Here is a 21689-nt window from a genome sequence, read left to right as displayed (position 1 = left end):
GTGTCCCGCACGCGCGAAAGGGTGTCAGAAGGTGAGCACCAGGCGGCCTCGGACGCCGCCGGCCTCGAGCCGCCGGTGCGCCTCGGAAGCACGCTCGGCTGGATAGGTGTCGGCCACCCGCAACGTGAGCGTGTCGTCCTCGACCTGCTCGCGGAGCCGATCCAGCTTGGCCTTCTCCTCCGCGTAGTTGACCACCAGCACGGGGAAGTAGCGCAGACCGCGCTCCGCGTCGGTGGAGAAGCCTCGGACGGTGGCGATGCCGCCGCCGTCGCGGACCGCGGGCTCGACCTTGTCGTTGAGCAGCGCCGCGTCCACCGCGCCGTGCACGCCTCCGGGCTCGACCTCGCGGACCCGGACGGCGAAATCGTCACCGCGGGCCACGACGACGTCCGCGCCCAGCGACTCGACGAGCTCGCGGTCGCGGTCGGCCGCGTCGGCGATGACTCGCAGGCCATCGGCCTTCGCCAACTGGATCACGTAACCGCCGAGTGCACCGGCTGCGCCGGTCACCGCGAGGGTCGAGCCTGGCTCGAGGGCGAGCTCGTCGAGCGCGAGACGCGCGGTCAGGCCGTTCATCGGCAGCGTCGAGGCGGTCGCGGTGTCCACGCCCGAAGGCACTCGGACGACCGACGCGGCGGGCAGCACCAAGTGCTCGGAGTAGGCGCCGTAGTCACCCCGCGGCACCACGATGGCCATCACCCGGTCGCCGACCTCGAGGTCGGTTTCGGTGCCCGGCCCGATCTCGTCGACCACACCGGCCGCGTCCATGCCCGGAACGTACGGGGGCTCGTAACCCTCCTGCCGCTCCTTGAACCAGCCGGCGCGCAGTGCCGTGTCGGTCGGGTTCACGGTGGCGGCCTCCACGCGCAGCCGCACCTCGCCGGCCGCCGCGTGCTGCGCCGGCACCTCGTGCACGCGCAGGACTTCCGGATCGCCGAACTCGGTGACGCCAATGACTCGCATATTGATCACAACCAGCGGCGGGCGAGCAGCATTCCAGCTCGACACCTTTCGATTCGGTGCTCTCCGGCACACACCGCTCCACAGTGGAGAGGTCCGCGGTGTCCGGATCGGATCTCGTTCCCCGCGGGGCCGCGGCATAGGCTTGCGGGCATGCGCGAGTTCCAGCAGATCGACGTGTTCACCACCGAGCCCTTCCGGGGCAACCCGGTCGCGGTCGTCCTGGACGCCGAAGGACTCTCCGACGAGGAGATGCGGCGCTTCGCCGCCTGGACGAACCTCTCCGAGACGACCTTCGTGCTGCCCCCGACCCGGCCGGGGGCCGACTACCGGGTCCGGATCTTCACCCCTGGTGAGGAACTGCCCTTCGCCGGGCACCCCACCCTCGGTACCTGCCACGCCTGGTTGCGCGGACAGGAGCGCGACGAGGTGGTGCAGGAATGCGGTGCCGGGCTGATCTCCATCCGCCGCCGGGAGAACGGACTCGCCTTCGCCGCGCCACCGCTGCTGCGCTCCGGAGACATTGACCCCGAGCTGCGCGAACGGCTCGCGCGGGCGCTCGGGATCGACGGCGACGAGATCGTCGACGCGCAGTGGGCCGACAACGGGCCGGGCTGGGTGGCAGTGCTGCTCGCCGACGCCGAGGCCGTCCTCTCGCTCGCGCCGGCCTACTCGGAGGACCTCAAGATCGGCGTCGCCGGACCCCACCCGGCGGGCGGGCCCGCCGACTACGAGGTCCGCGCCTTCGCGCCACTGGGCGGAGGCAGCTGCACCGAGGACCCGGTCACGGGCAGCTTCAACGCCTCGCTGGCGCAATGGCTGCTGGGCAGCGGCCGCGCGCAGGCCCCCTACACGGCTCGGCAGGGCACCGCGCTCGGCCGCAACGGCCGGGTGCACATCAGCAACGACGACGACGGCACGGTCTGGGTCGGCGGCGGTACGGTCACCTGCATCACGGGAGAGGTCACGGGTTGAGGCGATCATGTGTATCGTCCCGTTCGTGCTCTCGGCTGATGACGGGGCGATGACGCCTGCCGTTCGAACGGACGCGCTGCGCAAGGACTACGGCCGGCGCACCGCGGTGCGCGGGCTGAACCTGGCCGTCGAGCCCGGCACCGTGCACGGCCTGATCGGCCCGAACGGTGCGGGCAAGACGACCACCCTGCGGATGCTGCTGGACATCATCCGCCCGACCTCGGGCGAGATCCGGGTGCTCGGCAGCAGCCCGCGTCGCGGCGGACCCGGGTTGCGGCGCCGGATCGGGTACCTGCCCGGTGAGCTGCGGCTCGAAGGGCGCGTCACCGGTCGGAACCTGCTGCGGCACTACGCCGAGATCAGCGGAGTGGTCGCGCCGGGCGCCGCGGAGGAGTTCGCCGGGCGCCTCGATCTGGACCTCACCCGTCCCGTCCGGGCGCTGTCGAAGGGCAACAAGCAGAAGCTGGGACTGGTGCAGGCCTTCATGCACCGGCCGGAGCTCCTGGTGCTCGACGAACCCACCAGCGGGCTGGACCCGCTGGTGCAGCGGGAGTTCCTGCAGCTGGTCCGCGAAGCGCGGGACGCGGGCCAAACGGTGCTGCTGAGTTCGCACGTGCTCAGCGAGATCCAGCAGGCGGCCGACAGGGTCGCGGTGCTCTCGGCGGGAAGCGTGGTCGCCGAGGGCAGCGTGGCGGATCTGCGCCTGACCGCGGTGCGGCACGTCCGGGGAGCCGTCGACTCCGCCACCGCCCGGGAACTGAAGGCGGAGTTGGACGCGCTGCCGCAGGTGCGCGAGCTGGAAGTGGCCGACAGCGGGCGGTTTTCGGCCGTGCTGGACGGTTCGCCGGATCCGCTGCTGAAGGTGCTGGCCGAGCACCGCGTTCTGGATCTCGTCGTCGAGGAACCGGACTTGGAGGAGTCCGTGCTCGCGCTCTACGGGCCGGAGGCCGATCATGCCTAGCGCGCTGCCGCTGTTCCGCCGCAGCGTCCTCGAATCCTGGCGGGGCCTGCTCGGCTGGGCGATCGGCCTGACCGCGGTCGCCTTGCTGTACCTCCCGCTGTTCCCGACCTTCGGGGGCGCGAACAGCCAGTTCGCCGAGCTCATGGACAACCTGCCGCCCGCGCTGGTCAAGACCCTCGGCTACGAGGACATCGTCTCCGGCGCCGGGTACACCCAGAGCACCTACTTCGGTCTGATGGCGTTCGTGCTGGTCACCATCGCAGCCGTGACCTGGGGCGCGGCCGCGATCGCAGGAGCCGAGGAGTCCGGTTCCCTGGAGCTGACCCTGGCGCACGGCGTCAGCCGCACTCGCCAGGTGGTCGAGGCGGCGCTGTCGCTGCTGGTGCGGGTGGTCGCGCTGGTGTTGCTGGCCGTGCTGCTGGTGCTCGCGCTCAACGGGCCGTCCGAGCTGGGGCTGGCCGCGAGCAACGTGGTCGCCGCCGGTGCTGCGCTGGCCGGACTGGGCCTGCTGGCCGGGACGACCTCGCTGGCCGTCGGTGCGGCGACGGGCAGGAATACCTGGGCCACCGCCGGGGGCGCGCTGGTCGCCGTGGCCGGGTACGCCTTCAACGCGGTCGCCAACCAGGCTCCCGATGTCGAATGGCTGCGCGTGCTCTCGCCGTACGCGTGGGCCTGGAACGGGACGCCGCTCAAGGACGGCTGGGACCTGCCCGGACTCGCCGCGCTGTGGGGCGCGAGCCTGCTCCTGGCGGCGTTGGCGGGCTGGGCGCTGGAGCGCCGCGACCTGCGTTCCTGACCGCGGCGGCGCGTCAGCCGAGGTCGTCGGTGGTGAGCCCGCGCAGCGGGGCGTGCAGCTTGAGCAGCATCTCCTCGTACTCCTCGACCGGGTCCGAGTCGAGCACGATCGCACCACCGGCCCCGACGCGGAGTTCGCCGTCCTGGGCGACCGCGGTGCGGATGACGATGTTGAGGTCCGCGGCCCCGCTGAGCCCGAAGTAGCCCAGCGCCCCGGAGTACACGCCGCGCGGGCGGTCCTCGAGCTCGTCGATGATCTCCATCGTGCGCGGCTTGGGTGCCCCGGTCATCGACCCGCCGGGAAAGCACGCGCGGGTCAGCTCGACCGCGTCGGTGCCCGCGGGCAACCGCCCGCGCACGGTGGACACCAGCTGGTGCACGGTCGCGTAGCTCTCCACGGCCAGGAACGAGGGAACGTGCACGCTGCCCATCCGGCAGACGCGGCCGAAGTCGTTGCGCAGCAGGTCCACGATCATCACGTTCTCGGCGCGGGTCTTCTCCGAGGCCGCGAGCTCCTTGCGGACCACGTCGTCGGCCGCCGGGTCGTCCTGGCGCGGCGCCGTGCCCTTGATCGGCCGGGACTCGCAGGTCCCGTCCTCCCGCACGCGCAGGAACCGCTCCGGTGACGAGCACAGCACCTGCACGTCGCCGAGACCGAGGTAGGCAGCGTACGGCGCGGGATTGTGCCTGCGCTGCCGCCGGTACGCGGCGGCGGGGTCCCCGGCGAAGCCGAGGGCGACCTCGTTGGTCAGGCAGATCTCGTAGCTCTCGCCCGCGCGCAGCTGTTCCAGGCAGGACTCGACATCGGCCAGGTAGTCGTCCCGGGACACCCGCAGGAGATCGGAGAAGTCGAGTTCCTCGGCCGCATCGGGACGTGCGGGTGGCGCCTGGCCCGCGAGGTGGTCGCTGGTGGTGGCCAGCCAGCGCCGCGCCTCGGCCTCGTCGTCGCGGCACAACGCCACCAACCAGGTCTCGCCCAGCTCGTGATCGATGGCCACCATGCGGGTGGCCGCGACCCACACCGCATCCGGAGTGGGGGAGCGGTGGGTGCTCGGGGAACCGCAGTCGCCCTTGAGCTCGTAACCGAAGTAGCCGACGTAGCCGCCCTTGAGATCGAAGGGCAGCTCCGCGGCGGAGACGTGCCGCTCGGCGAGCCTGCGGCGGAGCGCCGCGAAGATGTCGCCGGGAAGTTCACCTGCGGATTCGCCCGCGCCGTCGAGGACCTGCACGGCGCCGGAACCGACCCGGTAGCGCAGCACCTCGCCGTGCGCGCCACCTGGGAATCCGAGGAAGGAGAAGCGGCCCGTTCCCGGCATGGTCCGGCTGCTGTCCAGCCAGAACGAGTAGGGGTGCGGCGCGCACAACTGTTCCTGGACGTGCTCCGGGTCGGCGGCGAACGGTACGCGCGCGTACCGGAGCAGCCACTCGCTCGCTGCCATACGTTGCCACTCCCGCCATCGAGAATCCGTCGCCCCAGGTTACCGGGCCGCGCTCGGGTGGCGGCGGGGCCGTCCGCCAGGCGGAGGCGGCGTTGACACCCCGTGTCGGGCGGACCACAGTCGATGACGGCCAGATCGGATCGCGAACCGTCGGGGTGATGTTCGTGGGCAGTGCCAACACCGAGAACTCCGGTCCGCTGGCCGGGTTGGTGATCGCCGATTTCTCCCGGATCCTCGCGGGCCCCTACGCGACCATGCTGCTGGCCGACCTGGGGGCCGAGGTGATCAAGGTGGAGAGTCCCGGCGGGGACGACACGCGCTCGTGGACCCCACCGGATCGCGATGGCGTTTCCACCTACTACCTGGCGATCAACCGCAACAAGCGATCGATCGCGCTGGATCTCAAGGACCCGGAGGACCTGGCGACCGCGCAGGAGCTCGCGCGCCGGGCGGATGTGATGATCGAGAACTTCAAGCCCGGGGGCCTGGTCCGGTTCGGGCTGGACTACGACACCGCCAGTTCGGCCAACCCCGGTTTGATCTACGCCTCGATCAGCGGGTTCGGCACCGCGCAGGGCAAGTCGTTGGCGGGCTACGACCTGCTGGTGCAGGCCATGTCCGGGCTGATGAGCCTGACCGGTGGTGCCGATGGGCCCGCCTACCGGGCGGGCATCTCGGTGTTCGACATCATGACCGGCATGCACGCGGCCATCGGCATCCTGTCGGCGCTGCAGCACCGCGGCAGCACCGGCCAGGGCCAGCACGTCGAGGTGAACCTGCTGTCCTCGGCGTTGTCCGGGCTGGTCAACCACAGCACGGGCTACGTCGCGGGCGACACCGTGCCCTACCGGATGGGGAACGCGCACCCGAGCGTGTTCCCGTACGAGCCGCTGCCCACCGCCGACAACGACCTGATCGTCATCGCGGCCAACGATGCCCAGTTCCGCGCGCTGTGCGCGGCGCTGGGCGTGCCGGAGCTGGCCGACGACGAGCGCTTCCGGCACAACGCCGACCGCACCGCCAACCGCGACCAGCTGCGCCCGCTGCTGGTGGCCGAGCTCGCGCAGCGCGGCGCCCTCGAGTGGTGGCGAGAGCTCAGCGCGGCCGGGGTCGCGTGCGGCCCGATCAACACGGTCGACGGCGGCGTGGCCGTTGCCGACGAGCTCGGCCTGGACCCGGTCGTGCAAGTCGGCGAGGGCGCCGACGCGGTCCCGATGATCCGCAACCCGATCGGCTTCAGCGCCACCCCTTCGGGCCACCAGCTGCCGCCACCTGATCTGGACGAGCACGGTGCCGAGATCCGCCGCTGGCTTCGCGGCTGACCAACGCTCGGCACCGGCAGTAGCCGTCAGGACGTCGGTTCGGTGTAGGTGTAGGGATTGGGAATCGGTTCTTCGGCGGGGATCTCGGGGGAGAGGTTGTCCTGCCAGGCCTGCTCGCCCAGCGCGTCGCGCAGGTGCTCCACAGTGGACTCGGAGGCGCGGCGGGCGCGCTCGAGGTCGATGCCGACCAGCTCGTGCCGGTACTTCGCCGGCCTGCCGCCGACCAGCACGGTGTGCACGTCACCGCGCCCGGCTTGGAACACCACGTGACCGAACGGGTTGAGGATCGGGAACATGGCGGGGCCGTGCTCGTTCTTGAGCAGTACCAGATCGGCCTGCTTGCCCGGTGTCAGCGATCCGGTCAGATCGTCGATGCCGAGCGCGCGGGCGCCGCCGATGGTCGCCCACTCCACCACGTCGCGGGCGCGAAGCCTGTTGTGCACCACCGTTTCACCGGCGGCGTGCGCCTGCAAGTGCTCCCGCGCGCGGTCGGCCGAGAGCGTCGCGCGCATCGCCGAGAACAGGTCCGCGCTCCACCACGCCCCGGTGTCCATCGACAGCGAGACCTCGATGCCGTGCTTGCGGAGCCGCCAGGTGGGCGGGTAGCCCTGCCCGGCGTTCTGCTCGCTCTCGGTGGACACCGACGCGGTCCCGCCGGAGGCGGCGATGCGCTGGTAGGAGTCGGTCGACAGCGTCGCGGCGTGCACGTAGGTGACCGTCGGGTCCATGAACCCGTGGTCCCACATCAACCGGATGCCGTCGTCGCCGGTCGCGCCCCACACGCCGGCGTGCGTGGTCACCGGGACGGCCAGCTCGCGGGCGGCCTCGAACGCGGCCTTCTCCGGGAATCGCTCGTCCCCGGTGACGTCGAAGGCCAGTTGCAGCCGGACCTTCTCGTCGGGCGCGTTGAAGTTGCGGGTGACGAAGTCGCGGAACTCCGGTGCGTTCGCCCAGTTCCACGGGGCGTCGAAGATGTTGCCGTAGGCGAGCACGTACCGGCCCGGGACCTCTCGCAGCGCCTGCAGCGCGGCCTCGCCGTGATCGACGGTGCGCAGGCCGTGCGACCAGTCGACGCTGGTGGTCACGCCCGCGTCGAGGGCCTCGATGGCCGATAGCAGGTTGCCGGTGCCGACGTCCTCCGGGCGGAAGCTCTTGCCCCAGTTGAGGTAGTAGAAGACGAAGTACTGCGACAGCGTCCAATCCGCGCCGAACCCGCGCATCGCCGTCTGCCACATGTGCCGATGCGTGTCGATCATGCCCGGCAGCAGGATCCCGCCCGCTGCGTCGATCACGAGTGCGTCCTGCGGTGCTACCAGCCCGGTGCCGACCGCCTCGATGCTCTCGCCGCGCACCAGCACGTCACCGCCTTCGACGACGCCGTGGGCGGGGTCCATGGTCAGCACGGTCGCGCCGCGGAACAGCACCGGGCGACCGGGCCGGAAATCCTGATTCGCTCGCTGCTCGCCCAATTCACGCTCCTGAACCAACGCGGTATCCGTGCCGACCACGTTCGTAGCGCGGAAGTGGCGTTGACACCCGGATGTTCATCAGACGAACGTGAATCTCGGCCGTTCCCGTCGGGGCGGGAGCGCAGGTATGGCGAAACTGGTGGCCGTGCTGGCCACGACCCATCACCCGTTCTACTACCGAACCAGCACGATGCCGGAGCAGGACCGCCCCGAGTTCGCCGCCGTGTGGGTGCGCAAGGTCGAGGCGTATCGCGAAACGCTCACGCGGGCGCGCCCGGACGTGCTGGTGATGGTCGGAGCCGACCACTTCCACCAGCTGTGGCTGGAAAACATGCCGCAGTTCCTGGTCGGCAAGGCGCCGTTCTACGACGCGAACTACTACAACGAGCAGCGCGAATTCGGACTGCCGAGGCTGGTGCTGCAGGGGCACGAGGGCTTCGCGGCGCACATCCTGCGCGGCGGCATCGACGCGGGATTCGACCTGGCCTTCACCAACGAGCTGCGCGTCGATCACAGCATCACCTGCCCGATCTTCACCGTGCGGCCGGCGAACGACCTTCCGATCGTGCCGGGCCACACCAACATCTTCGCCCCGCCGCTGCCGCGCCCCGAGCGGTTCGTGCAGCTGGGCAGGACGCTGCGGGAACTCATCGAGTCGTGGCCCGCGGACCTGCGGGTCGCCGCGATCGGGCACCGGGCACCTGTCGCTGGAGCTGGGCGGACCCAGGCAGTTCGGGCCGCACGGGCCGGATCCGGAGTTCGCCGCCAAGGCCGTGGAGTGGATCGGGAAGGGCGACCTGGAGGGCTGCCTGCGGGAGGTGACGCTGGAGAGCCTGCACGGGCCGGGCAACGCCACGCACGGCTTCATGGACTTCATGCTCATGATGGGCATGGCGGGCGCGGTGCCCGCGGACTACGCCGACGACCTGGACCTGTTCCACACCATGGAGGCGTACTTCACCTGGTACCCGAACGGGGAGGGAGCGTGAGCAAGTACCTGCTGAACAAGTTCCTCTACACGGTTGATCGCGACCCGGACCTCGTCGAGAGCTACCGCGCGGACCCGCGCGGCACCGTGCGGTGGTGGGAGAGCGAGCGCGCCAACGCGATCCTCGGCTGCCACTCGGCGGAGCGCAGCAGCTGGTTGTCGTTCACCGCTGCCGAGCGCGAGGCGCTCGCCACCCACGACCACGTCAAGCTCGTCGAGCCCGGCGCCCACCCGTTCCTGACCCTGACGCTGTTCATCGCCCTGTACGAGCGCGACCACCCCGAACCGCTGAGCTACCAGCGCGCCTACGCCGACGCGCTCGGGCACCACGAGCTGCCCCATCCCGACTATTCGACGTGAAAGCCTCGGAAGCGCGAGCAGCGTCGAGACGACCAGGAGCAGTGCGGCGTGAGCGATGAACAACCGCGATACCCCACCTCGATCGGTACCTCCGACCCGACGACGATCACCCTCCTCGGCCAGGACTTGGCCGGGGAACTGATGGGCGAGATCTCCTTCGGTGAACTCGCCTTCCGCCTGACCACCCGGCGCACGCCCACACCCGGGCAGCTCAAGGTCTTCGAGGCGGTTCTGGTGGCGCTGGCCGACCACGGCTTCACCCCGACCGCGATCGCGTCCCGGCTGACCCTGCACTCGGCGCCGGAATCGGTCCAGGGCGCGATGGCCGCGGGTCTGCTCGGCGGTGGTTCCCGGTTCCTCGGCGTCACCGAGGACACCGCCGGGTTCCTCGCCGAAGTCCTCGCCGAGTCCGAGACGCCTTCGGACGAACCGGGCTGGAACGACCTGGCTCGGGAGGCCGTGCGGCGCAGGCGCGAAGCGGGCGGGTTCGTGCCCGGACTCGGCCACCCGGTGCACAAGCAGCAGGATCCCCGCACACCGGTGCTGATCCGCATCGCCCGCGAGTCCGGCACCTACGGCGCGCATCTGGCGCTGTTCGAAGCGATCGGGCGTGTGGCGCCGGAGGTGCTCGGCAAGACGTTGCCGCTCAACGGCGCGGGAGTCTGCGGCGCGGCGCTCGCCGACCTCGGGCTTCCCGCGGAGCTGCTCCGCGGCTACGCCCTGCTCGCCCGCGCGGCGGGACTGCTCGGCCACATCGCCGAGGAGATGCGCGATCCGGTCGCCGGAGACATCTACCGCTCCGTCGACCGCAACGCGGAGTACGTCGACCCGGGCTAGGGAGATCGGTTTGCGGTGCGCGTGGCGGTGCCGGAAGCGGAACCTCGGACGCCGTCGGACTGCGGTACCGGCCCGAGCAGCGACCTGGGCAGCGCTGCGTGCTGAGTCCCCACCTGAAACAGCGGCTACCGCCGCTTGCCGAAACAACGCCTGATAACGGCGCCAGCCGGACCGGGACCGCTCGTTTTTCGCGCGGTCCCGGTCTTTTTCGCGCCCGACCAGTTCCACCGGAGGCCGACGTTCCGCGCGGTGAAAGCAGTCTCGCCGCGGTGGTCGTCGGCGGGGCATCGTGAATCGTGCTGCGGGTGAGCGCGGTCACCTCCCGAGGTGCGCGAGGTCCCCGCGGATGCGTCGTGCCGATCGCCGAGGAACGGGGCCCACATGAGCATGTCCACGCGTGCCGCAATCTGCCGGGAGCCCGGTCGCCCGTGGGAGATCACGGAGGTCGAGCTGGACGAACCGAAGGCCAACGAGGTGCGGGTGCGGTTCCACGCTGCGGGACTGTGCCACTCCGACGATCACATCCAGAAGGGCGACGCGTTCATGCGCTTTCCCGTGGTCGGCGGGCACGAGGGCGCCGGTGTGGTGGACGCGGTGGGTGCCGGCGTGACGCGAGTGTCGCCGGGCGACCACGTGGTGTGCTCGTTCATCCCGGCCTGCGGGTCCTGCCGCTACTGCTCCACCGGGCGGCAGAACCTCTGCGACGCGGGCAAGAACGCCGCCACCGGCGAGTTCCCCGACGGGACGTTCCGGTTCCACCACGAGGGGGCCGATCTCGGCGGTCTGTGCGTGCTGGGCACCTTCGCCGAATACGCCGTGATCTCCGAGTACTCCTGCATCAAGATCGCCGAGGAGATCCCGTTCGAGGTGGCCGCGCTGGTCAGCTGCGGGGTGCCGACGGGGTGGGGCTCGGCGGTGCACGCGGCGGGTGTGCGGGCGGGAGACACCGTGGTGATCTACGGCTCCGGCGGGGTCGGCAGCAACGCCGTGCAGGGCGCCCGGCTGGCCGGTGCCAAGAACGTCGTGGTGGTCGATCCGGTGGAGTTCAAGCGCGACATGGCCAAGGTTTTCGGGGCCACGCACGTGTTCGCGGACGCGCGGGAGGCCCACGACTTCGTCGTGGAGACCACCTGGGGCGAGCTGGCCGACCACGCCATCATCACCGTCGGCGTGCTGCACGACGAGGTCATCGACCGGGCTCTGCAGGTGGTCGGCAAGAGCGGGCAGGTGACTGTCACCGCCGTCGGCGACGGATCCGTCGACGCGCCCGCCGGGATGTTCATCGGCTACCAGCGGCGCGTGCAGGGCGCCATCTTCGGCGCCTGCAACCCGCTGCACGACGTGCCCCGGCTGCTCGGTCTCTACTGCTCCGGCGACCTCAAGCTCGACGAGCTGATCACCCGCAAGTACCGCCTGGAGGACGTCAACCAGGGCTACCAGGACATGTTGGACGGCAAGAACGTGCGCGGCGTCGTCGTCCACGGTCTCTGAACGCGAAGCGAGGAGTGGATCGATGACGATTGCCCCGAATGATCCCGGCGCCCTGCTGCCCGCCGAATCCTGCTTGATCGGAGGGCAGTGGCAGCCCGCGGCCGGCGGCGAGCACGTGGAGGTGATCGATCCGGCCAGCTGCGAGGTGCTCGCCCGGGTGCCGCGCGGTGGTGCGGCCGACGTGGACCGGGCCGTGCAGGCCGCCGAAGCCGCCCTGCCGGAGTGGCGGGAGCTCAGCGCGACCGCGCGCGGTGAGCTGATCACCGCCTGGGCGCGGCTGATCGAGCAGCACGAGACCGACATCGACGAGCTCGAATCCCGCGAGGTCGGCCGCCCGCACTGGGGACCGCCACCGATGGCGCGCATCCTGAAGTTCATCGCCGGTCAGGCCGACAAGGTCGCGGGCCTGTCGCTGCCGACCCACACGTCCGACTCCATCGGCCTGACGCTGCGCGAGCCCTACGGCGTGGTCGGCAGCGTGATCCCGTGGAACGCGCCCGGCCCGATGTTCGTCAACGACGTCGGCGCGGCGATCGCCGCGGGCAACACCATCGTCATCAAGCCCGCCGAGGACGCCCCGCTGACCCCGCTGCTGCTGGCCCGGCTCGCCGAGCGGGCGGGAATCCCACCGGGCGTGGTCAACGTCGTCACCGGTTACGGCACCGAAGCGGGGGCCGCGATCCCGGAGCACCCGGGCATTCGCCGGATGAGCTTCACCGGATCGCCGGCCACCGGTTCCGCGGTGATGCGGGCCTGCGCGCGCAACCTGATACCGCTGCACCTGGAGCTCGGCGGCAAGTCCCCGCAGGTCGTCTTCGACGACGCGGACCTGGACAGCGCCATCCCGCAGATGGTCAGCGGGATCACCCTCAACACCGGCCAGATCTGCGCCGCGGGCTCTCGCGTGGTCGTGCAGCGCTCGATGCACGACGAGGTGGTGCGCCGCCTCGCCGAGGAGATGCGGCAGGTCTCGATCGGACCGTGGCACCAGAAGGTGCGGATGGGGCCGCTGATCAACGCCGCCCAGCACCGGCGGGTCCTGGACTACGTGCGGAGCGGGTGCGAGGAGGGCGCCGAACTCGTCGTCGGCGGCGGGATTCCGGACGGGCTCGAACGCGGCTACTTCGTGCAACCCACCCTGTTCGACCGGGTGCGGCCGGACATGCGCATCGCGCAGGAGGAGATCTTCGGGCCGGTGCTGTCGGTCGTCCCGGTCGACGGCGAGCAGGAGGCGCTGGAGGTCGCCAACGGCACGGACTACGGATTGGTCGCCTCGGTGTGGACCGCGGACGTGGGCCGGGCGGTGCGGATGTCGCGCGGGTTGCAGGCCGGGCAGGTCGCGGTCAACGCGGCGCTCGGTGCCGGAGTCATCGGCGGACCGTTCGGCGGCTACAAGCGCAGCGGTTTCGGCCGCACCATGGGCGCCGACGCCGTGCAGGACTACACCCAGGTCAAGACGGTGGCGCTCCGTGGCGCCGCGTGAGGGCCGCGGGTTGCGCGTGCGGGTGCTCATGGAGCCGCGGCACGGAGCCCGCTACGACGACGTCCTGGCCCTGGCCCGCGCGACCGAGGACGCGGGTTTCGAGGCGTTCTTCCGCTCCGACCACCTGCTCGGCGTGGACCCCTCCGACCCGGAGTACCTGCCCACCGACTGCTGGACGACCCTCGCGGGTCTCGCTCGCGAGACCGGCCGGGTGCGGCTCGGGTCGCTGGTGACCGCGGGAACCTTCCGGCCGCCGGGGTTGCTCGCCGCGATCGTCGCCACGGCCGACGAGATGAGCGGTGGACGGGTGGAGCTGGGCATCGGAACCGGCTGGTACGGCCGCGAGCACGAGGCATTCGGCATCGATTTCCCGTCCACCGGGCAGCGCTTCGACCGGTTCGAAGAGGTGCTGGCCGTGCTCACCGGGCTGTGGACCGGTGAACCGGGGGCAGATCCCGGATTCAGCTTCACCGGAACGCACTTCCGCGTCGAGGACAACCGGACACCGCCGCGCACCGCGCAGCACCCGCACCCGCCGATCATCATCGGTGGGGCCGGGCCCAAGCGCACCCCGGCCATCGCCGCCCGCTACGCCGCCGAGTTCAACGGGGCGCTGGGCGGTGATCTCGGCGAGCGCTACGCGATCTTCGGCCGGGCCTGCGAGGCGATCGGCCGCGACCCCGCGGAGCCGCGCTATTCCGCGGTGCTGCCGGTCGCCTGCGGCACCGACCGCGCCGAGATCGACCGTCGCGCAGCGGTGATCGGGTCGGAGTTCATGCGCTCCAACGCCGCCATCGGAACGCCGGCGCGGCTCACCGACGGGATCGGTGAACTCGCCGAGATCGGCGCGGACACGGTCTACCTGCACGTCTACGACATCCACGACCTCGACCAGATCGCGCTCATCGGCGCCGAGGTGCTGCCGCACGTGCAAGGTGCGGCCCGGCATGAAACGGGGGTCACGTCATGACCATCACCATCCGAGGGGCCATCGCCCGCGAACCGCACACCGGTTGGCAACTGGCCGAACTGACCCTCGACGAACCCCGATCGCACGAGGTGCGAGTGCGGTTCCACGCCGCGGGGCTGTGTCACTCCGACGCCCACATCACCGAGGGCGACGCCCCGGTGCGCTTCCCGGTCGTCGGCGGGCACGAGGGCGCGGGCGTCGTCGAATCGGTCGGACCGGACGTGCGCCGGGTGAAACCCGGTGACCGCGTCGTGTGCTCCTACATCCCCGCGTGCGGGGCATGCAGGCCGTGCTCGACCGGGCACCAGAACATGTGCGTCAAGGGCCTCAACGCCGGAACCGGCATGTTCCTGGACGGCACCTTCCGGTTCCACCTCGGCGAGGAGGACCTCGGCGGGTTCTGCACCCTGGGCACCTTCGCGCAGTCCGCGGTGGTCTCCGAGTGGGCCTGCGTGCCGCTCGCCGACGACATCCCGTTCGAGATCGCCGCGCTCGTCGGCTGCGGGGTGCCGACGGGGTGGGGCTCGGCGGTGCACGCGGCGGGTGTGCGGGCCGGGGAGACGGTGGTGATCTACGGCTCCGGCGGAGTGGGCAGCAACGCCGTGCAGGGCGCTCGCTACGCGGGAGCGAAGAACGTGGTCGTGGTCGATCCGGTGGGGTTCAAGCGGGACATGGCCAAGGTTTTCGGGGCCACGCACGTGTTCGCGGACGCGCGGGAGGCCCACGACTTCGTCGTGGAGACCACCTGGGGGCAGCTGGCCGACCACGCCATCTGCACTCCCGGGGTGCTCACCGAGGAAGTGGTCAACAACGCCGTCCAGGTCGTCGGCAAGGGCGGCAAGGTCACCATGACCGCCGTCGGCAGGCTCGGCGAGAACACCGTGCACGTGCACGCGGGCCAGACCATCAGCTACCAGCGCCAGATCCGGGGCGCGCTGTTCGGCGACTCGAACCCGCTCTACGACATCCCGCGGCTGTTCGGGCTCTACCGCTCCGGGGACCTCAAGCTCGACGAGCTGATCACCCGCAAGTACCGGCTCGACGAGATCAACGACGCCTACCGCGACTTGGCCGAGGGCAAGAACATCCGCGGTGTCGTGGTGCACGAGAACTAGCAGCTGTCCAGCAGTGGGCCCGCGCCGCCGCTCGTGCACGTCGATGCGCGCCGGCGTGGCGGCGCACTGGCCAGGACGCCGCGGAGGACCGCTGCGGTACCGGCCGAGTCCAACACCCGAAACAGCGGCTCCGCCGCATTCCCGACCAGGCCCAGTCGCGCCGCGTCCGGAGATTTGGAGGATTCCGTGGCCACGCCGAGCTTCGTCTCGCCCGGGGATCGCGAACCCGTCTACGAGCTGCTGCGCGCTCAGCTCGAGGGCTTGGGCGCGCGCTCGCCCTTCTACGCCGACCTGTTCGCCGAGCACGGGATCACCCCGGCGGCGTTCGACTCCCTGGACGACCTCAGCAAGTTCCCGTTCACCGACAAGCCGATGCTGCGCGCGTCGCAGGCCGCCCAGGCACCGCTGGGCAGGCACGCCGGGATCGGCACCGACGAGATCATCCGGGTGCACGCCTCGACCGGAACCACCGGAAGGCCCAGCTGGGTGGGCGTCTCGCGCCGCGACGCGGCGACCTGGACCGAGGTGGTCGCGCGGGCGTTCCGCACCATGGGAGCAACCCGCGAGGACGTCGTGGTGCACGCGGCCGGGCTGACGTTGTTCGTCGGCGGCCTGCCCATCCGCGACGCGTTCGAGCGGATCGGTTCCACCTTCGTCCCGATCGGCACCGGGGCGTCCGAGAAGGTCGTGCAGGCGATGGAGAGCCTCGGGGTCACCGCGCTGCACTCGACGCCCTCCTACGCCCGCTACCTCGCCGAGCACCTGCGGGCGCGCGGACGCGACCCCGGGGAGTTCGGCCTGCGCAAGATCTTCGTGGGCGGTGAACCGGGCGGTGGCGAGCCCGCGTTCCGCGAACGCGTCGAATCCGAGTGGGGCGCGCGGGTCACCGAAGGCCTCGGCAACGCCGACATGGCACCTGTGCTCTTCGGCGAGGCGCCCGGTTCCTCCGGAATGCGGTTCACCGGTGGTCGTCACGTGCTGGTCGAGCTCATCGATCCGGAAAGCGGGGACGTCCTCGTGCCCGAATCCGGGGCGCGCGGCGAACTCGTCTACACCTCGGTGGACCGGGAGTGCTGCCCGCTGGTGCGGTTCCGGACGGGCGACCGGGTGGAGGTCACCGAGGTCGCCGCGGACGGGATGCCGCTGATCCGCTGCTTCGGGCGCACCGACGACATGCTCATCGTGCTCGGCGTCAACGTGTTCCCCTCGGCGATTCGCGACCTCGTGCAGGCCCTGCACCCGCGCACCACCGGAGCCATGCAGGTCGTGCTGCCGGGCCCGGGCCCTCGAGTGGAACCGCCGCTGCACGTGGACGTCGAACGCGGCGAGACCGGCGACGACCCGGAACTGCGTTCGGTGCTCGAGGAGCGGATCCGGACCCGGTTGTCGGTGCGCGCGCAGGTGCGCCTGGTGCCACCCGGCTCGCTGGAGCGCTCCGAGATGAAATCCCGCCTCACCCGCAGCGAGAGCTGAAGGAGGACGACCGTGCCCAACGCCATCCTGGACCCGACCGGCCGCGCCGAGTCCGCGCCCACGTCGCGACCCGAGCGGGCAGCGCGGCGCGCGGACCTGGCCGGAGCCCGCATCGGGCTGCTGGAGAACACCAAGCAGAACGCCGAACTGCTGCTCACGGAGGTCGGCAGGCTGCTGACCGAGCGGCACGGCGCGGCCGGCGTGGTGCTGCTGCGCACCAAGCGGGCCTTCGCCCAGCCCGCTCCTGCGGAGCTCATCGAGGAGTACGCGAACTCCTGCGACGTGGTCATCACCGGCGTGGGCGACTGCGGATCGTGCAGCGCCTCGGCGGTCGCCGACGGGATGCTGTTCGAGAAGGCCGGGCTGCCCGCGGCGGTGATCTGCAGCGATGCCTTCACCGCCACCGCGCGCGCGATGGCCGAGATGCGCGGCGAACCCGACTACGCCCACATCACCACCGAACACCCGGTCGCCATCCTGACCGAGCAGCAGGTGCGCGAGCGAGCCGAGGGCGTTGTCGGTGACGTCGTGTCGTTGCTGACGGCGGCGAGCTCGTGACGGCCGGGCACGATCCGGACCTCGCGCAGGCGGCCATCGAGTACTGCTACGAGCAGGACTGGTCCGACGGGCTACCGCTGGTCCCGGCCTCGCGGCCGCTGGTTGACCGGTTCCTGGCCACAGTGGACCGCGAGCCGGACGAGGTCGTCGGGCGGCTGCCGCAGTTCGAGCGGGCCGTCGATGTCGAGGTCGCGGCGATCAACGCGGCGATGGCGGGCTGCAGGCCCGAGCACTTCCCGGTCGTGCTGGCCGCCTGGGAGGCGCTGATGGCCGAGCGGGCCGCCACCGGTGGCGGGTGGCAGTCCACCAGCGGACCGGCACCGCTGATCGTCGTGAACGGTCCGGTGCGCGAGGAACTGCGATTCAACCACGCGGGCGGTGTGTTCGGCCCCGGTTTCCGGGCGAACGCCACGGTGGCCCGGGCCATCGGGCTGATCGTGCGCAACGGCTTCGGCGTGCGCCCGCACGTGCTGGAGCAGGCCACCCAGGGGCTGCCCGGTCGCTGGCAGATCTGCCTTGCCGAGAACGAGCGGGAGTCGCCGTGGGAACCGCTCGCCGAGGAGGCCGGCGCGGCGGCCGGGAGCTCGGCGGTGTCGGCGACCTTGCTGCGCACCAGCGAGTTCGTGGACAACAGGCACACCTCCAGCGCCGAGCAGCTGCTCGCCGACTTCGCCGACACCATCTCCCGCACCGGGGCCTGGATCTTCCGGCACGCGGGTGCCGGGATCGTGTTCTGCCCGGAGCACGCCCAGCTGCTGGCCCACGCGGGCTACGGGCGCGCGGAGGTGCGCAGCTGGCTGGCAGAGCGCTGCGGGCGTCGAGTCGGTGACCTCGCGGCCGCGGGCAAGGACGGACTGGGGGACAACGGTGTCCGGCACGCCGACGGGACCAGACCCGAGGGATTCGAACCGCTGCTGGCCTCGGCGGAGCGCACCAATCTGCTGCTGGCCGTGGCGGGCGCGCGCAACGCGGGCATCTCCATGGTTGTGCGGCTGTTCGGCGACTGGTCGGGCACCGCCGTGGAAATCGAGTCCATCAAGGGAGGAAGGTCGTAATGGGCGAGAAGGTGCGCGCCGCGGTGCAGACCGGACCGCGGCGGATCGAGGTGCGCGAGTTCGACCGCCCCGAGATCGGTGCGAACGACGGCCTGCTGCGCGTGGAGGCCAACGGCATCTGCGGCAGCGACGTCGAGATGTACAAGGGCCACATGACCTTTCGCGGTGGGTACCCGGTCATTCCCGGGCACGAGCCGATGGGCGTCATCGAGGAGATCGGCGAGGAGGCCGCCGCGCGCTGGGGCGTCGAGCCGGGGGATCGGGTCGCGCTGGAGGTGATCGTGCCGTGCCGGTCGTGCCGGGATTGCCTGACCGGCCGCTACCAGGCGTGCCGCAACCGCACCGTCGGGCACGGCGTGACCGGGGTCGACGTCGCGCCGAGCCTGTGGGGCGGCATGGCCGAGCACCTCTACCTGACGCCGAACGCGGTGCTGCACAAGATCGACAAGACGCTGCCCGCCGAGCTGGCCGCGATGTTCAACCCGCTGGGCGCGGGCGTGCGGTGGGCGGCCGGGCTCGGCGGCATCCGGCTCGGTGACACCGTCGTCGTGCTCGGTGCGGGCCAGCGCGGCATCGCCGCGGTGATCGCCGCGCGCGCGGCCGGAGCCGGGACCATCGTCGTCACCGGGCTCTCGTCCGATGCGCACAAGCTCGCCCTGGCCGAGGAGTTCGGCGCCGATCACGCGCTCGTGGTCGACGGACCGGACGCGGTCGACGTGGTGGAGGCGGTCTCCGACATCACCGGTGGTGCGATGGCCGACGTGGTCGTCGAGCTGACCCCGATGGCGGCGCAACCGGTCAACGACGCGCTGCTGGTGGCCAAGCACGGCGGCCGGGTCGTGCTGGCGGGCCTCAAGGGTGGCGACGAGGTCCCGGTGCGCACGGACGTGATCATCAACCGGGCGCTGCGGGTAGTTGGCGCGTTCGGGGTCGACGCCGAGTCCAACGCGCAGGCCATCCGGATCATCGAGTCCCGGCGGTTCCCGTTGGAGAAGATGCACACCCACACCTTCGGCCTGGAGGACGCGGCCCTGGCCGTGGAAACCCTCGCCGGAGAGCACGACGGAACACCGGCGGTGCACGTGTCGGTGCATCCGAACGGCTAGCGGCAGCAGTAACTCCTTCGCGCAGCGGAGCTTCCATCGCCACCCCGGCTCCGCAGGCCGCGGCCGGGGTGGGCGCGACCCCGCGCCGGCGGTCGGCGACGCCGCGTACGCACCCGAAACAGCGGCTCCCCGCCGCGTCCTCGAACAGCCCCAGGAGGCCCCGTGCTCGTCGACACCCACGCGCACCTGTTGCCCTACGACTACCCGGACGACGCCCCGGAGTGCTTCCCGCGCATGGAACCCGTCGACGGCGAGACCGCGCGGACGCTGCTCTTCGGGGCGATGCGGTTCAAGGCCAAGGACGTCTTCTTCGACGCCGAACGTCGCCTCGAGGCCCAGCACGCCTCGGGGGTCGACGCCGAGGTGATCACCCCGATGCCCCCGCTGCTGCGCTACGACCTGCGACCGGCCGAGGGGATGTCGCTGGCCCGGCACGTCAACGAGTTCACCGCGACGATGTGCGCCCACCACCCGTCGCGGATGCTGGGCCTGGGCATGGTGCCGCTGCAGGACCCGGAGGCAGCGGCCGGCGAGCTGACCGCGATCAAGGACATGGGCCTGCTCGGCGTCGAGATCGCCTCGAACATCGCCGGGGAGTCCATCGGCGACGAGCGCTTCCAGCCGTTCTTCGCCGAGGCGGAACGGCTCGGCACGGCGGTGTTCGTGCACGCGATGCCCACCGCCACCGAGCGGTTGCCCGCCGCTGCGATGGGCACCTACGTCGTCGGGCTCGAAGGCGCGATGGCGGCGGCCTCGATGGTCGTCGGCGGGACGGCCGGCAAATGCCCGGACCTGCGCCTCGCGTTCAGCCACGCCGCAGGCGGCTACCCATTGATGCTGCCGAGGGCCCAGTACTTCTGGGGCGGTTCGTGGAACGAGGAACCCGTCGACCTCGAGCGCGCGGTGGCACCGGACGACGGTCCGTCGCCGCTGGAGCACGCCCGCCGCTTCTACTACGACTCGCTGGTCTTCGACCACCGGGCGGTTCGCTACCTGCTCGATCTCATCGGGCCGGATCGCCTGCTGATCGGATCGGACTTCCCGGCCATGCCGAGGGAGGACCCGGCTGGCCGCACCGTGCTGTCCATGGGGCTCGACGAGGACACCCTCCAGCGGATCACCTGGGACAACGCCTTCGACTGGCTCGGCATCGAGGCACCCGGCTAGGGCCGTTCGGGAATGCGGCGGAGCCGTTCAGGTTCCGCCGCCCGCACCGTCGAGAAACGCAGTTCCTCGACGGAGCGGCCCGGTCGTTCGCGGAACGGGGGTTCCGGGCGCGTCCGCGTCGTGCGGCGGAGGTTCAGTGCGCGGAGCCCGGTCGCAGGGGCAACCGGCGCTGCGGGTCGAGCGCTCGCGAGATCGAGCGCGACGCCTGGGTCAGCAGCGCGGTCAGTTCCCGGGGACGGGCTTCGGCGGTCTCCACCACGACGCTGATCGCCGCGATCACCTCGCCGCGCGGGCTGTGCACCGGTACCGCCACCACCATGTCCGGCAACGTGATCTGGCCGCGGGCCACGGCCACACCGGTCTGGCGGATCTGCGCGAGCTTGCGGCGCAGCTCGGCCGGGTCCACCACGGTGAGCGGGGTGAACCGCTCCAGCGGCGAATTGAGCACGTGCTCCTGCAGATCCGGCTCGGCGAAGGCCAGCAGCACCAGACCGGTGCCGGTGACGTGCATCGGCCAGCGGTCGCCGACCCGGCTGCTCACCGGGTTGCGCACTCGTGCTCGGATCGCCTCGACGTAGACGACCTCCAGGCCGTCGCGCACCCCGAGGTGCACGTTTCCCCGGGTGAGCTGGTGCAGGTCCTGAATGCAGGGGAAAGCGGCCTCCCGCAGTTCCAGCCCGCGCGGAGCCAGAGCGGACAGCTCCAGCAGCCGCAACCCCACCGAGTAGCGGCCGTCGTCATCGCGCTCCAGCGCGCCCCAGCCGAGGAGTTCGCGCACCAGGCGGTGGGCCGTCGGCAGCGTCAGGCCTGCGCGCCGCGAGATCTCGCTGAGCGAGAGGGTGCGGTGCCGCGGGCCGAAGGCGTCGAGCACGGCGAGGACCTTCCCGGCCGCCGTCGGCCGCCGGTCGCCCGAGTCTCCCGTCGTCGCTTCCAGATCCGGTACTGCGGTCATCGCGCCGACCCCTTTGTCAACGTCACTGGGACGACGTGGGCGGCCCCTCCAGAACGCGGTCCGGCGCCCACGTCTCTTCCCAGTCTTGCCACCCGCGCCGCGCGGGTACAAGGGACCGAACGTGCTTTCGGCGGGCTTCGCCACAACTTCGCGCCCGGTCCGGGACAAACGACGTACGCACGCTGGACCGAAGGGAGGTTTGCGCGGCCTCGC

The 21689-nt window shown here is 71.3% G+C and carries 20 protein-coding genes and 1 pseudogene; 17 read left to right on the top strand and 4 right to left on the bottom strand.

Annotated elements, in window-relative coordinates; translation table 11 throughout:
• Positions 1-24: 24 nt before the first annotated feature.
• Complete coding sequence (locus ABD289_RS17085; protein ID WP_344133281.1) at positions 25-963, bottom strand: NADP-dependent oxidoreductase; 939 nt, start codon at positions 961-963, stop codon at positions 25-27.
• A 150-nt stretch (positions 964-1113) separates the two neighbouring features.
• On the opposite strand from ABD289_RS17085, the gene ABD289_RS17080 reads away from it, so the two are divergent.
• From ABD289_RS17080 to ABD289_RS17070, 3 genes are read left to right on the top strand one after another with little or no spacing between them, the layout of a single operon-like run.
• The gene (locus tag ABD289_RS17080; protein WP_344133272.1) at positions 1114-1935 is read left to right on the top strand and encodes a PhzF family phenazine biosynthesis protein; all 822 of its coding nucleotides are present in this window, start codon (positions 1114-1116) and stop codon (positions 1933-1935) included.
• Positions 1936-1960: 25 nt separating this feature from the next.
• A complete protein-coding gene (locus ABD289_RS17075) occupies positions 1961-2896 on the top strand; it encodes an ABC transporter ATP-binding protein (RefSeq protein ID WP_344133269.1) in 936 nt (311 codons plus the stop codon).
• Positions 2889-3692 (top strand): ABC transporter permease subunit, encoded by an 804-nt coding sequence (locus ABD289_RS17070; protein WP_344133266.1) that lies wholly within the window; start codon positions 2889-2891, stop codon positions 3690-3692. The genes ABD289_RS17075 and ABD289_RS17070 overlap by 8 nt, the downstream gene beginning before the upstream one ends.
• Before the next feature lie 13 nt (positions 3693-3705).
• Here the strand turns inward: ABD289_RS17070 and pabB are convergent, their stop codons facing one another.
• Positions 3706-5130 (bottom strand): aminodeoxychorismate synthase component I, encoded by a 1425-nt coding sequence (gene pabB, locus ABD289_RS17065; protein WP_344133262.1) that lies wholly within the window; start codon positions 5128-5130, stop codon positions 3706-3708.
• 164 nt (positions 5131-5294) lie between these two features.
• On the opposite strand from pabB, the gene ABD289_RS17060 reads away from it, so the two are divergent.
• Positions 5295-6452 (top strand): CaiB/BaiF CoA transferase family protein, encoded by a 1158-nt coding sequence (locus ABD289_RS17060; RefSeq protein WP_344133259.1) that lies wholly within the window; start codon positions 5295-5297, stop codon positions 6450-6452.
• Positions 6453-6478: 26 nt separating this feature from the next.
• Here the strand turns inward: ABD289_RS17060 and ABD289_RS17055 are convergent, their stop codons facing one another.
• Positions 6479-7846 carry an amidohydrolase family protein gene (locus ABD289_RS17055; protein WP_344133663.1) on the bottom strand — a complete coding sequence of 456 codons (1368 nt, stop codon included), beginning with the start codon at positions 7844-7846 and terminating at the stop codon, positions 6479-6481.
• Positions 7847-8048: 202 nt separating this feature from the next.
• On the opposite strand from ABD289_RS17055, the pseudogene ABD289_RS17050 reads away from it, so the two are divergent.
• From ABD289_RS17050 to ABD289_RS16990, 13 genes and pseudogenes are all read left to right on the top strand, one after another.
• Positions 8049-8552, top strand: a pseudogene (locus ABD289_RS17050) (DODA-type extradiol aromatic ring-opening family dioxygenase); the annotation flags it as partial.
• Positions 8553-8694: 142 nt separating this feature from the next.
• Entirely contained in the window at positions 8695-8910 is a 216-nt protein-coding gene (locus ABD289_RS17045; RefSeq protein WP_344133685.1) for a hypothetical protein, read from the top strand.
• Positions 8907-9269: a hypothetical protein gene (locus ABD289_RS17040; RefSeq protein WP_344133660.1), complete on the top strand. Its 363-nt coding sequence runs from the start codon at positions 8907-8909 to the stop codon at positions 9267-9269. Before ABD289_RS17045 ends, ABD289_RS17040 begins: the two co-directional genes overlap by 4 nt.
• Before the next feature lie 48 nt (positions 9270-9317).
• Positions 9318-10106, top strand: coding sequence for a citryl-CoA lyase (locus ABD289_RS17035; RefSeq protein WP_344133256.1), 789 nt, complete (start codon positions 9318-9320; stop codon positions 10104-10106).
• Positions 10107-10487: 381 nt separating this feature from the next.
• The gene (locus ABD289_RS17030; protein ID WP_344133253.1) at positions 10488-11597 is read left to right on the top strand and encodes an NDMA-dependent alcohol dehydrogenase; all 1110 of its coding nucleotides are present in this window, start codon (positions 10488-10490) and stop codon (positions 11595-11597) included.
• 22 nt (positions 11598-11619) lie between these two features.
• Entirely contained in the window at positions 11620-13080 is a 1461-nt protein-coding gene (locus ABD289_RS17025; protein WP_344133250.1) for an aldehyde dehydrogenase family protein, read from the top strand.
• Positions 13081-13108: 28 nt separating this feature from the next.
• Entirely contained in the window at positions 13109-14050 is a 942-nt protein-coding gene (locus tag ABD289_RS17020) for a TIGR03560 family F420-dependent LLM class oxidoreductase (RefSeq protein WP_344133657.1), read from the top strand.
• The gene (locus ABD289_RS17015) at positions 14047-15165 is read left to right on the top strand and encodes an NDMA-dependent alcohol dehydrogenase (protein ID WP_344133247.1); all 1119 of its coding nucleotides are present in this window, start codon (positions 14047-14049) and stop codon (positions 15163-15165) included. The genes ABD289_RS17020 and ABD289_RS17015 overlap by 4 nt, the downstream gene beginning before the upstream one ends.
• 186 nt (positions 15166-15351) lie before the next feature.
• Positions 15352-16638 carry a phenylacetate--CoA ligase family protein gene (locus ABD289_RS17010; protein WP_344133244.1) on the top strand — a complete coding sequence of 429 codons (1287 nt, stop codon included), beginning with the start codon at positions 15352-15354 and terminating at the stop codon, positions 16636-16638.
• 12 nt (positions 16639-16650) lie between these two features.
• Complete coding sequence (locus tag ABD289_RS17005) at positions 16651-17196, top strand: UGSC family (seleno)protein (protein WP_344133241.1); 546 nt, start codon at positions 16651-16653, stop codon at positions 17194-17196.
• The gene (locus ABD289_RS17000) at positions 17193-18251 is read left to right on the top strand and encodes a hypothetical protein (RefSeq protein ID WP_344133238.1); all 1059 of its coding nucleotides are present in this window, start codon (positions 17193-17195) and stop codon (positions 18249-18251) included. The genes ABD289_RS17005 and ABD289_RS17000 overlap by 4 nt, the downstream gene beginning before the upstream one ends.
• Positions 18251-19357, top strand: a complete 1107-nt coding sequence (locus ABD289_RS16995) for a zinc-dependent alcohol dehydrogenase (RefSeq protein WP_344133235.1) — start codon at positions 18251-18253, stop codon at positions 19355-19357. The genes ABD289_RS17000 and ABD289_RS16995 overlap by 1 nt, the downstream gene beginning before the upstream one ends.
• 162 nt (positions 19358-19519) lie before the next feature.
• Complete coding sequence (locus tag ABD289_RS16990) at positions 19520-20524, top strand: amidohydrolase family protein (RefSeq protein ID WP_344133232.1); 1005 nt, start codon at positions 19520-19522, stop codon at positions 20522-20524.
• Positions 20525-20657: 133 nt separating this feature from the next.
• Here ABD289_RS16990 and ABD289_RS16985 read toward each other — a convergent pair whose 3' ends face one another.
• Positions 20658-21476 carry an IclR family transcriptional regulator gene (locus ABD289_RS16985; RefSeq protein WP_344133229.1) on the bottom strand — a complete coding sequence of 273 codons (819 nt, stop codon included), beginning with the start codon at positions 21474-21476 and terminating at the stop codon, positions 20658-20660.
• Positions 21477-21689: the final 213 nt, after the last annotated feature.

The sequence above is a fragment of the Saccharopolyspora halophila genome (assembly GCF_039531955.1).
Taxonomy (GTDB): domain Bacteria; phylum Actinomycetota; class Actinomycetes; order Mycobacteriales; family Pseudonocardiaceae; genus Saccharopolyspora; species Saccharopolyspora halophila.
Note: the sequence above shows the minus strand (reverse complement) of the source record. Positions and strands in the feature narration are given on the sequence as shown.